Annotated in this window: 12 protein-coding genes and 1 riboswitch; of the genes, 5 read left to right on the top strand and 7 right to left on the bottom strand. The window is 69.1% G+C overall.

What is annotated here, in order from left to right; genetic code table 11:
• Positions 1-111: 111 nt before the first annotated feature.
• The gene (locus AB0F41_RS17660; RefSeq protein ID WP_357424967.1) at positions 112-1179 is read right to left on the bottom strand and encodes a dihydrodipicolinate reductase; all 1068 of its coding nucleotides are present in this window, start codon (positions 1177-1179) and stop codon (positions 112-114) included.
• 461 nt (positions 1180-1640) lie between these two features.
• Between AB0F41_RS17660 and AB0F41_RS17665 the strand changes: the two genes are divergently transcribed.
• Entirely contained in the window at positions 1641-2087 is a 447-nt protein-coding gene (locus tag AB0F41_RS17665; protein ID WP_357424969.1) for an NUDIX domain-containing protein, read from the top strand.
• 115 nt (positions 2088-2202) lie between these two features.
• Here AB0F41_RS17665 and AB0F41_RS17670 read toward each other — a convergent pair whose 3' ends face one another.
• The 3 genes from AB0F41_RS17670 to AB0F41_RS17680 form a co-directional block, all read right to left on the bottom strand.
• Positions 2203-2535, bottom strand: a complete 333-nt coding sequence (locus AB0F41_RS17670; RefSeq protein WP_357424971.1) for a multidrug efflux SMR transporter — start codon at positions 2533-2535, stop codon at positions 2203-2205.
• A 1-nt stretch (position 2536) separates the two neighbouring features.
• Positions 2537-2851 (bottom strand): multidrug efflux SMR transporter, encoded by a 315-nt coding sequence (locus AB0F41_RS17675; protein ID WP_357424973.1) that lies wholly within the window; start codon positions 2849-2851, stop codon positions 2537-2539.
• Positions 2852-2861: 10 nt separating this feature from the next.
• A riboswitch (guanidine-III (ykkC-III) riboswitch) is annotated at positions 2862-2928 on the bottom strand.
• A 76-nt stretch (positions 2929-3004) separates the two neighbouring features.
• On the bottom strand, positions 3005-3985 hold the full coding sequence (locus tag AB0F41_RS17680; RefSeq protein ID WP_357424975.1) for a DMT family transporter: 981 nt from the start codon (positions 3983-3985) through the stop codon (positions 3005-3007).
• A 28-nt stretch (positions 3986-4013) separates the two neighbouring features.
• On the opposite strand from AB0F41_RS17680, the gene AB0F41_RS17685 reads away from it, so the two are divergent.
• A complete protein-coding gene (locus AB0F41_RS17685) occupies positions 4014-5429 on the top strand; it encodes a PLP-dependent aminotransferase family protein (RefSeq protein ID WP_357424977.1) in 1416 nt (471 codons plus the stop codon).
• Between the two features lie 31 nt (positions 5430-5460).
• On the opposite strand, the gene AB0F41_RS17690 is transcribed toward AB0F41_RS17685, so the two are convergent.
• Both AB0F41_RS17690 and AB0F41_RS17695 read right to left on the bottom strand, forming a co-directional pair.
• Positions 5461-6072 carry an ATPase gene (locus AB0F41_RS17690; RefSeq protein ID WP_357424979.1) on the bottom strand — a complete coding sequence of 204 codons (612 nt, stop codon included), beginning with the start codon at positions 6070-6072 and terminating at the stop codon, positions 5461-5463.
• Positions 6069-6653 carry a peroxiredoxin-like family protein gene (locus AB0F41_RS17695; RefSeq protein WP_357424981.1) on the bottom strand — a complete coding sequence of 195 codons (585 nt, stop codon included), beginning with the start codon at positions 6651-6653 and terminating at the stop codon, positions 6069-6071. The genes AB0F41_RS17690 and AB0F41_RS17695 overlap by 4 nt, the downstream gene beginning before the upstream one ends.
• A 71-nt stretch (positions 6654-6724) precedes the next feature.
• Between AB0F41_RS17695 and AB0F41_RS17700 the strand changes: the two genes are divergently transcribed.
• Complete coding sequence (locus tag AB0F41_RS17700) at positions 6725-7333, top strand: TetR/AcrR family transcriptional regulator C-terminal domain-containing protein (protein ID WP_357424983.1); 609 nt, start codon at positions 6725-6727, stop codon at positions 7331-7333.
• Between the two features lie 39 nt (positions 7334-7372).
• Here AB0F41_RS17700 and AB0F41_RS17705 read toward each other — a convergent pair whose 3' ends face one another.
• Positions 7373-7597, bottom strand: coding sequence for a hypothetical protein (locus AB0F41_RS17705; protein ID WP_357424985.1), 225 nt, complete (start codon positions 7595-7597; stop codon positions 7373-7375).
• A 286-nt stretch (positions 7598-7883) separates the two neighbouring features.
• Here AB0F41_RS17705 and AB0F41_RS17710 point away from each other — a divergent pair, with 286 nt between their 5' ends.
• Both AB0F41_RS17710 and AB0F41_RS17715 read left to right on the top strand, forming a co-directional pair.
• Positions 7884-9056: an aminoglycoside phosphotransferase family protein gene (locus AB0F41_RS17710; RefSeq protein ID WP_357424987.1), complete on the top strand. Its 1173-nt coding sequence runs from the start codon at positions 7884-7886 to the stop codon at positions 9054-9056.
• A gap of 255 nt (positions 9057-9311) precedes the next feature.
• Positions 9312-10598 (top strand): cytochrome P450, encoded by a 1287-nt coding sequence (locus AB0F41_RS17715; RefSeq protein ID WP_357424989.1) that lies wholly within the window; start codon positions 9312-9314, stop codon positions 10596-10598.
• Positions 10599-10805: the final 207 nt, after the last annotated feature.

Here is a 10805-nt window from a genome sequence, read left to right on the forward strand (position 1 = left end):
CACTGTGCCGCGCCCGCCGCCGGACGGCCCCGGACGGCGATATGCGAATAGTAGCCGCCGGCGGGGTGGATGGCCCGGCGCCGGTACCGCCGGCCGAGAGGGCCGGTGCGGCTACCGGATTCCGGGTACCACCCCGCGGGGCTGGATCAACGGAAGATCGTTGTAGGTGACTATGCCCGGTTCCGCGGCCACCACGGCGGGGATCGCGTTGATCACCGGCATGGCGGTCATGATGTGCCCGAGAGTCATGAAATCGGCGATGGTCTCGGCCTGGAAATCCGGGGGCGGCAGGAAACTCACGATGTTCTTGACCGTCGGGCGGCCGTCCACCTGGAGTACCCAGCCGTCCTGGTCGATCTTCCAGTCGGGTTCGAGGGTCTGGCCCTTGCGCCAGCGAACCGTCAGTTCCACCAGCGTGCGGCCTGCGACCAGGCCCTTCCAGGACGCGTAGACGCCCGCGACGCCGCCCGCCGGGATGGTCCAGGATCCGAGATCCAGATCGGCGGTGGTCTGCGCGAATTCGGCATCGCAGCGCACTTCGTCGAGTTCCACGCCCAGGGCGTCGGCGATGAGACGCACCGCCTCGCCGAATACGGCCGTTCCCTCGGCCGCCATCGCGGGCAGATCCGGGCGGTCGATCGGTTCGCCGAAGCCCACCGGCCGCTCGGTCGCGGGCGAATCGTAGAAGGTGGTGTCGGCCGCCTCGCTCACGGTGACCTTGTCGACCCGGTCGCAGATCCCCGCCGACACGATGGCCAGCAGGTTGACGAATCCGGGGCTGATGCCGGATCCGAAGATGGTGGAGCCGCCGCGGCGGCAGGCCTCGGCGATCCGGTCGCGGCCGGGCCCCTGCCGATGGCCGGTGATGAACGAGGCGCTGGAGACCACGTCGACGCCCGCGGCCAGGATGCGGACCAGTTCGTCGACGTCGATCCACATCGGGTTGTAGACCACGCAATCCGGCTTCAGGGCCAGCAGCGCGTCGATATCGTCGGTCGCGGTGAGCCCCACGGGCTCCAGTCCGCACAGCTCACCGATATCGCGGCCGACCTTGTCCGGCGACCACGCGTAGCAGCCGACGAGTTCCAGCGTCGGGTTCGCGACGATCGCGCGTACCGAGCTCTTACCGACATTGCCGGTCGTCCACTGGACGACCCGGTAGCGACGATCCTTGGGCACGCGCTCAGCATAGGGCGGCCGGCGCCGTTCCGGAACGAAACCCCCGATTCCGGAGAATTGTATTCTCTTCCGCCTGCCGACCGTCCTTCGCCGCGTCCGCTCGACGCGGGCGATGGCGCGCCGCCCGGTCTCGAGGTTTGCGTCACAGTCGCCCGGTATCCGCGGGGGCGGGAGGCGCAGGCGCGCACGATGGTTCGGGGTGGGCAGGGTCCGCCGGGATGCGGGAGGGTGCCGGGCGCGAATACGTTGGCGACCAATACTGTTCACCTGGTCGTCGCGGCTTCGTAGCCGACCGGAAACCACTGGTCCCGGCGGCCGCCCAGAGGCGCCGGTGAAACCATGTGAACGCGTTGACTTCCGTGATCTGCTGTCACCTCCCGGTCATGGCACGGTAATATCGAAGTATTCGCCGTCGGCGTGTTACGGCGAGTTCGCCCGATCGAAGGTTGGTGAGGCCATCCATGTCGGTATCGATGTTCGACGAGACCCTGCCGCGTGGAGAGCGAGACGGGGTGGGGCTGAGGGTCGGCGCGATCATCGATCGGGGCGGTCAGATCCTGCTGCTGGAACTACCCAGCACCGGGCCCATTCGTCCCACCCGGAAGCTGCCCGGAGCCACCGTCGAAGCCGGTGAATCGGTGACCGGCGCGCTCACGCGCGGCGTCTTCGAGGAGACCGGGCTCACGGTGACCGATGTCCGCCACCACATCGGGGACTTCGACTATCTGTCGCCGCAGGGCAAACCGGTGCGGCGGTTGCATTTCGCGGTCGAGGTCGCGGCTTACGGTCCGGTAGTGCTGAGCGCGCACGCGCGCTATCTCTGGGCACCGCTCGACGGGAAGGATCTGTCGGTCACGTCCTCGATCCAGAAGATCCTCGACAGCTACCGCGAGCGCGTCTATCCCTGATCTCGGCGGGCCGGCTCGCCGCCGTGGGTTCGGCGGATCGGCGGCGGAGGAATTCGGGTCGTGCTGCGTGATCAGCCCTGCCGACACCCGGAATCGGGCGTCGGCAGAGCGGATCTCAACGCTGCGCTTTCTCGTGCGGTAGCAGTTCGAGGCCGAGCACCGCCACGACGATGCCCGCGAGGCAGACGAGCTTGGCGGCGGTTACCGCCTCGCCGCCCGTCACCATGGTGTAGCCGACGGTCAGGGCCGTGCCCACGCCGGTCCACACCGCGTAGGCGCTGCCGATCGGAATCCGGCGGACCGCCAGGCCCAGTCCGGCCATACTGGCCGCCAGCGCCACGAAGAAGACGGCGGTGGGCAGCGGCCGGGTGAATCCGTCGGATTGCCCGAGCGCGGTCGCCCACACGGCCTCGCAGACGGCGCTGGCCAGCAGGATGATCCATGCCATCTCAGCTCACCACCTTCAGGCCCACCACCGAGGCGATGAGCAGGGTGAGCAGCAGAACACGAGTCGTATCGGCGCGTTCTCGGCCGGTGGCGACACCCCAGACGACGGTCAGCGTCGCGCCGGTCCCGACCCACACCGCATAGGCCGTGCCGGTGGGGAGATCGATCATGGCCCAGGCCAGACCGGCCATACTCAGCGCGAGAGCGATCAGGAAGACAACGGTCGGTTTCCAGCGGCGGAAGCCGTGCGACGCCGACAGCGCCGTGGCCCACACCGCCTCCAGTACACCGGAGACCACCAGGACGAACCAGGACATGACAAACCCTTTCGAGTCAGTCTTGTCGCGATGCGGGTACTGCTCCCTCGTCCGCGAGCCCGCTTGCCGGACTCCTTCCGCTCAACGGTACCGAAGGATCACCGATTCCCCATGGTGACCGGAAGCACCGGGGATGCGCCCGGGTCGCCCGGATCAGGACCCGGTCCGGGCACTCACCGCCTGCTTTCGCGCCGACGTTCCGGAGGTCGCGACGGCAGGCGGTTGCCGGCGTAGCCGGGTGCGTACGGCGGTACCGGCGCATCCGATCACCGCCACCGCGCCGAGCACGGTCGGCCAGGTCAGTGGCTCGCCCAGCAATAGTGCGGCCCAGGCGATGCTCAGTACCGGCTGGATCAACTGCACCTGGCTGACCTGTGCCATCGGCCCGAGGGCGAGCCCGCGGTACCAGGCCAGGAAACCCAGGAACATGCTGACCAGGCCGAGATAACCGAACGCCGCCCACTGCCCGGGAGCGGCCGAAGGTGTTTCCACGGAAACCGCGACACCGGTGAGCCCGATCATGAGCGGGGCGGAGAGCACCAGTGCCCAGGAGATGGTCTGCCAGGAACCGAGTTCCCGGCTGAGTAGTCCGCCTTCGGCATAACCGGCCGCGGCCGCGGCGACCGCTCCCAGGAGCAGCAGATCCGACCAGTGCGCACCGCCGGTGCCGCCACCCTGGAGCGCGGCGAACCCTACGGCGGTGGCGGTACCGGCGGCCGCGGTGAACCAGAACGCGCGCGGCGGATGCTCCCGGGTGCGAAGTACCGCGAGGACCGCGGTGGCGGCCGGGAGCAGCGCGATGACCACGGCGCTGTGGCCCGCCGACGCCTCGGTGAGCGCGAACGTCGTGAGCAACGGGAAACCGATGACCACACCGGCCGCGACGATGCCCAGCCGCAGCCACTGGGATCCGCGTGGCAGGGGTCGGCGGGTGAGCACGAGTGCCGCGGCCGCCGGAATCACCGCCACGACCGCGCGGGCGGCGGCGATGAACAGCGGAGACAGCCCGTCGTCGGCGACGGCGTGCTTGGTGAGGGGAACTGTGAGCGAGAACGCCGCGACCCCGAGCAGTCCCCAGGCCGGGCCTGCCCACACGTTCGACAGCGTGGAGGGCGACGATAGCACTGAGGTCATTGGAGCGGTAGCGCTACTATTGGCTCTCATGTCCAACGATAGCAGCTCGCGAATTGTCGCGGATCTACGCGACTGGATCGCCGCCGCGCCCCCGGGTGCCCGGCTGCCGTCCACCCGCGCGCTCGTGGAGCGGTATTCGGCCGGTCCGGTCACTGTCCAGAAGGCATTGCGCACCCTGACAGCGCAGGGGCTGATCGAAAGCCGACCGGGGGTAGGCACTTTCGTCCGCACGGTGCCCACCGCCCGATCCGCCGACTACGGCTGGCAGACCGCCGCCCTGGGTTCGCCGCGCGGTCACGGTTCGCGCTTGTTCAGCGCCTTGCGGACCATTCCGAACGACAGGATCGCGCTGCATTCCGGATATCCGGACCGGGAACTGCTTCCCGAGCGACTGGTCCGGGCCGCGTTCACCCGGGCCGGCCGAGGCGACGCGGCGGTGAACCGGCCGCCCAGCGCCGGGCAGCCGGATCTGCAGGCCTGGTTCGCCGCCGAACTGGCGGCGGTGGCCCCCGCCGCAGTGTTGCCCCCGGCGCCGAGCGATGTGGTGGTGTTCCCGGGCAGTCAGAGCGGCCTCAACAGCACCTTCCAATCGCTGGTCGGGCCGGGGCGGCCGCTGCTGGTGGAATCGCCGACCTACTGGGGTGCGATCCTGGCGGCCGCCCGCGCCGGGGTCCGGGTGGTGCCCGTGCCCGGTGATTCGCGGGGTCCCCGGATCGAGGATCTGATCCGGGCCTTCCGGCAGACCGGAGCGCGGGCGTTCTACGCGCAACCGCATTTCGCCAATCCCACCGGCGTGCAATGGGCGCCGGAGCGGGCCGCCGAAGTCCTCGAGGTGGTGCGGGACAACGGTGCGTTCCTCGTCGAGGACGACTGGGCCCACGATTTCGGCATCGACTCCGTGCCGATCCCGCTGGCCGCCCGCGACGATGCCGGTCATGTGGTCTATCTCCGCTCGCTCACCAAAAGCGTTTCCCCGGCGGTCCGGATCGCCGCCGTCGTCGCCCGGGGACCCGCGCGGGAACGGATCGTGGCCGACGCGCAGGCGGAATCGATGTACGTGAGCGGGTTACTGCAGACGGTCGCCCTGGATATCGTCACCCACCCCGGCTGGCGCACCCATCTGCGGAGTCTGGCGCAGCGGCTGGCGACCCGGCGGGATCTGCTGGTCGGCGCGTTGCGCGAGCACGTCCCCGACGCGCGGCTGGAGGTGGTGCCCCGGGGTGGATTGCATCTGTGGGTGCGGCTTCCCGACCGGACCGATCTCGCACGCCTGGTCCGGGATTGTGAGGACGAGGGGGTGTTCGTCGCGCCGGGCGACGAATGGTTTCCCGCCGAACCCACGGGCGAATACCTGCGGATCAATTTCTCCGGACCCAATCCGGGCGCCTTTCCGGAAGGCGCCCGGATCATCGGGGCGGCACTCGCCCGGCAACTCCACGGTTAGCGCCGGGCCGTGGCCGGGACCGGCCGTGGTCTCAGCGTGTCGCGTGATCTTCCAGGAAGACCTTGCGGCACGACGGAGCGCAGAAGGCGTAGTCGATTCCGTTGTGGGTGGCGGTGATCCGGGTGGTGGCCCATTCGACGGTCATTCCACAGGTCGGATCGATGGTGAAGCCCTCGGGTGCGTCCGGCACCCGGCCGGACTCCCGGAAGTCCGCCGTCATCAGCCGGGTGAGTTCGGTACTGGTGGTCGTCCGGCCCAGCATCCCCACACAGTGCTCGCGGAGCCCGACGATCTGGACGACACAATGCGGTTCGCGGCGTAGCCGCTGCGGATCGGGTTCGGTGGCGGCGATCGCGTCGGTGATCGCCGGGACGACGCCCCGCCCGAATTCGCCGTCTCCGCTCCACGATCCGGGAACCGTCAGCCGGACGAGATAGCGGGGCGCGCTCGCGCTGTCCGGCCCGCCGGTCGCCCAAGCGTCCGGCCGGTGCACCAGTACGTGGGTGAACTCGCGGGCCTTGCCCATGGTTTCGTCGGGTGCGTCGTCGAATTCGGTGAGGGCGGACAGCACCCGGTCGGCCAGGTCGCGGGCGGCCGCTTCGTCGAGCGGACGGCCGGTCACCCATATCTCCACGGTCATCATGGGCGGGCCTCCTGTGTGGTGGGTTCCGTGGTCGTATGCGCCTCGGCGAGGGCGAGCAGTTCGTCGACCGGCCACTGATCGTCGGCGTGCACGCCGTATTTCGCGGCGACGACGGTGCCGCCGGGGGCGATGAGGAAGTCGGCGGGCAGGCCGAGGCGCCCGCCCTCGGGACGGGCCGGTGGTGCGGGCCGTCCGCCGTCACGTCCGCCGGAGACTTCGCTGCCCACGGCTCGCGCGATGCCCGGCCACGCGCGCGGGTCCAGCAGAGCGCGGGCGCCGGACTCGACACCGAATTCGCGGTACAGCGCGCGCTCGGGGTCGGCGATCACATCCAGGCCGAGATCGTCGGTGTACTTGCGTAGTTCCGCGACCGTCGAGTGGAAGACGACCACCTCCTGGATACCGGCCGCGCGGATCTCGGCGTGCCGGGTGGCGACGGAGCGCAGGTGCAGGTTGCAGACCGGGCAGCCGGCGAAACGCCGGAACTGCAGATGGGTGAGCAGTTCGGGATGGGGGACCGGGACGGTGTCGCCGCTTGCGGTCGGGAGGGTGCGGGCGGGAATCGGATCGGGGTACGGCACGGGACTGCTCCTTTAGGTGTACAAAGTACGCTTATAATCGAGTATGCGCGTATCCAGTACGCTGTCAACCCGTGCCCAGGCCGCGTTCGCTCACCGAGGATCAACTGGTGGCCGCCGCCCTGGCGGTCCTCGACCGCGACGGTCTGGAAGCCCTCACCATGCGGGCCGTCGCCGGTGAACTCGGTATGGCCACCATGGGTCTCTACCGCTACGTGGCCGATCGGCGGGCGCTGGAAGTGCTGGTGGTCGACCACATCTTCCGGACGATCGACCCGGCACTGCCCGATACCGGATGGCCGGACCGGATCCGCGTGCTCATGGACCGGATCCGTATCGCGGTCGCCGGACATCCGGCCGTGGTGCCGCTGGTGCTGCGGCATCGCCAGGCCTCACGCGAATCGCTGCGCCTGATCGACACCGTGCTCGGTGTGCTCACCGACGGCGGGATCACCGGAGTGGACCGGGTGATCGCACAGCGCACCCTCATCGCTTATGTGCTCGGATTCCTGCAGAACGAGCATTACGCGGCGCTGTCCGGCGCGGGCACGGTCGCCATGTCCGAACTGCCGCCCGGTGAGTTCCCGTTCCTGGCGCGTACCGCGGCCGACGCGCGGGGAGTCGCGCCCGAGGTGGAATTCCGGCGCGGGCTGGACCTGGTGCTCCGCGGACTGGGTGGTTGAGAGGCCCGCAGCGCGGTGTGGCCGGAGGTGGGCCGCCGGCTACCGCTCGGAGTCCGGATCGTCACCGGTGCTCTCCGGGTCGTCGTCGGATTCGGCCGGGTTCCGCGCCAGCACCGAACCCAGCCGGGTCCGTGGGGGCGGTGTCACCGCCTCGGCCAGGATCGCCAGGATCTCGGCCTCGACACCGCGGCCGTGATCGCCCGCGCGGACCTGCAGGGCGCGGTACACCGCGTCCGGTACATGTCGAACAGACAGCGTCACCATGAGAGCGCTTCTTTCGTCGACAGTGGTCGGTGCCCCGATTATATTTCCGCCGGCCCGGCCGCCCGGCCGCGGAGCGGTTTCGTTCCGGTATCGGGTCACCCGGTAGCGGATCCGGTGAACCGGCATGCCGCCGCCGCCCGCTACCCGTAACGTAGGCGCCCGAAAGTCGTTCCCGCGCTGCGGATACGACTGTGCGCCGGGCTCTTCCGGTGCGACAGGATGCCCGGGCCGGGTGGCCCGGCAGCGGTGCGCGGCCGTTCGCCCGCGTCCGGAAAGTGAGGCGGAAATGAATCACAAGCTCTGGTTGCTCGGCCGGTTGGTCGCGGTGGGGGGACATATCGCGGGGGAGAAGCTCACGGGGCATCGGGCCCGCGCCATCGACGATGTACCCGCCTCCGGCGCCGCGCTGACCAGCGAATGGCTCACCGCGGTGCTGTGCCGTGACACCCCCGGCGCGCAGGTGCAGTCGTTCGAACTCACCGATGCCAGCAGCGGCACCTCGACCCGGGTGGCGATCCGGGTGGAATACAACGAGGCCGGCCTCGCCGCCGATCTACCGCGGGCGTTGTTCGCCAAGACCACGACCTCGCTGAGTCAGCGCATTCTGCTGGGTGGCGGCAAGATGATCGACGGCGAGACCCGGTTCTTCCGGGATTTCCGGCCGAAGCTCGATATCCAGGCGCCGCTGGGCTACTGGGGCGCCTCCGATGCCGCCTCGTGGCGTTCCATCGCGCTGATGGAGGATATCGCCGTGACCCGCGGCGCGGTGTTCAGCGAGCCCACCGCCCCGATCGGCCGTGCGGAGATGGAGGATCTGGTCCGTAATCTGGCCCGGCTGCACGGCACCTTCTGGGAGGATCCGGCCATCGAGGTCCTCAAGACCACCAACGAGGCATTGCAGGCCTACCTCGCCGCGATCGATATGAAGACCCGCTGCGGGGTCGGGCTGGAGCGGGCCGCGGAAGTGGTTCCCGAGGCGCTGCACGGCCGGGCGGACCGGTTGTGGGCGGGAGTCGAACGGGCCGTCGATCTGGCGACCCGCGAACTGCCGCACACCCTGCTGCACGGCGATCCACATATCGGTCAGACCTACCGCACCGCCGAGGGCCGGATGGGGTATGTGGACTGGCAGGTCGTCATGCGCGGCGGCTGGGGTCACGATTTCGCGTATACGGTCAATTCCGGGTGCGAACCCGAGGACCGCCGGGCCTGGGCCCCCGATCTGCTGCGGGCCTATCTCGAGGAGCTCGCCGCCGCGGGCGGCCGGGCGCCGGGCTTCGACGAGGCATGGCTCATCTATCGGCAGCAGTCCATGTTCGCCTACGCCGCGTGGGCCTTCACCATCGGCCGGGCGGCCTATCAGCCCGAGATGCAGTCGCGTGAGACCTGCCTGACGCTGATGCGCCGGATCACCACCGCGGTGCACGACAACGAATCGCTGGACGCGCTCGGAGTCTGACGGGGTGTGGGCCGGGCCGGTGTGGTCCGGCTCCCTCCCGGGCGCCGTCACCGTGCGGAAATGCGATCGGACCAGTCCAATTGGACCGAAAAGTGTGCCTGTACAACATGATTCGAAATCGAACAGATGTAATGAGGGTGTCGTACCATCGCCACGTTCCGGCTCGAGCCGGCAGATCGCAGGAGGAGGCTCGAACCGGCGCCGGTCGCTGGAAAACCAGTGACCCCGCATCACGAACGGCATGGAGTCCCGTCCTTGACTACCTCGGATTACAGAAAACACGCACAGGCCCCGGTCGTGCACGGCGCACCGGTCGATTCCGATGAGCCCCGGGTACCGCTCTACGTTCCCGAGTTCGCGGCGGACCCGCACCGGGTGTATTCGGAGTTGCGGCGGCGCTACGGTTCGCTCGCGCCGGTGGAGCTGGCCCCGGGGGTGCCGGCGACACTGGTGATCGGATACGCCACCGCGCTGAAGGTGCTCAACGATCCGGACCGGTTTCCGGCGGATCCGCGGGTGTGGCAGAAGGATATTCCGGCCGAATGCCCGATTCTGCCGCTGCTGGAGTGGCGGCCGATGGCCAGCCGGTGCGCCGGACAGGAATTCCTGCGCTACCGCCAGGCCATCACCGCGAGCATCGACGAAGTGGATATGTATGCCATCCACACGGTCGTCGCGAATATCGCCGGTCCGCTGATCAATTCGTTCTGCCGCGACGGCGAGGCCGAACTCATTCAGCAGTACGTGTTCCCGCTGACCTTCCAGGTGATGAACTATCTGCTCGGCAGCCCGCCCGAGATCGGCCACCAGGTGGCCGCCGGGATCGCCGCGATGCTCGAGGGGGTGGACGCGGAGGAGGGCAGCCGGATGCTGGGTGAGGCGCTGATGAACCTGGTGCTGCTCAAGCGTTCCGAGCCGGACAGCGATATGACCTCGGTCCTGCTACAGCATCCCGCCGGACTCACCGAGGAGGAGGTTTCCCATCACGTCTCGCAGGTCTACGGCACCGGTATCGAGTTCGAACTGAACCTGATCGTGAACACCCTGCTGCTGATCCTCACCGACGAACGGTTCGGCGGCAGCGTCCTCGGCGGTAACCTCACCTCCCGCGATGCCCTGGACGAAGTGCTGTTCAACGACCCCCCGCTGGCGAACCTGCTCATCACCTACCCCCGGATGCCCATCCTGCTCGACGACGTCTGGCTGCCCGCGCACCAGCCGGTGGTCATCAGCATGGCCGCCTGTAACAACGATCCCGCGATCCGGGCCTCGGAGCTCACCGGTAACCGCGCCCACCTGGCCTGGGGCCTGGGCCCGCACGCCTGCCCCGCCCAGTCGCTGGCCTATATGATCGCCGAAGGCGCCATCGACCAGTTGCTCGACGCCTTACCGGAGATGCAGGCCTCCTTCCCCGACGACGACCCGACCTGGCGCCCCGGCCCGTTCCACCGCTCCCTGGCCGCCCTCCCGGTCACCTTCCCGCCCGGCGCCCCCCTCCTCGGACACGAGGACCCCGCGATGCCTCCCGCGCTGCGCCCCTGACCGCCCGGGCCCGGGGCGCGCTCGACCTGCCGAACCGAGTGCACGTGCGATCGCGCCGGTACAACCACCCGATCGCGCCGGTACCACCAACCCCGCCGAGGCAGCTCCAGCCAACGGAAATAGCCACGGGCGCCGCCGATTCGGTTGCCGCGCGAATCAGTAACAATATCGGAATACGATCAGAATCATGATCTGGGACGCCCACCG

The organism is Nocardia sp. NPDC024068 (genome assembly GCF_040638875.1).
Taxonomy (GTDB): Bacteria; Actinomycetota; Actinomycetes; order Mycobacteriales; family Mycobacteriaceae; genus Nocardia.

Coding starts and splice junctions, on each gene's coding strand:
- AB0F41_RS17665 (WP_357424969.1), top strand. CDS start 1,641: ATGTCGGTATCGATGTTCGACGAGACCCTGCCGCGTGGAGAGCGAGAC.
- AB0F41_RS17670 (WP_357424971.1), bottom strand. CDS start 2,535: ATGGCATGGATCATCCTGCTGGCCAGCGCCGTCTGCGAGGCCGTGTGG.
- AB0F41_RS17675 (WP_357424973.1), bottom strand. CDS start 2,851: ATGTCCTGGTTCGTCCTGGTGGTCTCCGGTGTACTGGAGGCGGTGTGG.
- AB0F41_RS17680 (WP_357424975.1), bottom strand. CDS start 3,985: ATGACCTCAGTGCTATCGTCGCCCTCCACGCTGTCGAACGTGTGGGCA.
- AB0F41_RS17685 (WP_357424977.1), top strand. CDS start 4,014: ATGTCCAACGATAGCAGCTCGCGAATTGTCGCGGATCTACGCGACTGG.
- AB0F41_RS17690 (WP_357424979.1), bottom strand. CDS start 6,072: ATGATGACCGTGGAGATATGGGTGACCGGCCGTCCGCTCGACGAAGCG.
- AB0F41_RS17705 (WP_357424985.1), bottom strand. CDS start 7,597: ATGGTGACGCTGTCTGTTCGACATGTACCGGACGCGGTGTACCGCGCC.
- AB0F41_RS17710 (WP_357424987.1), top strand. CDS start 7,884: ATGAATCACAAGCTCTGGTTGCTCGGCCGGTTGGTCGCGGTGGGGGGA.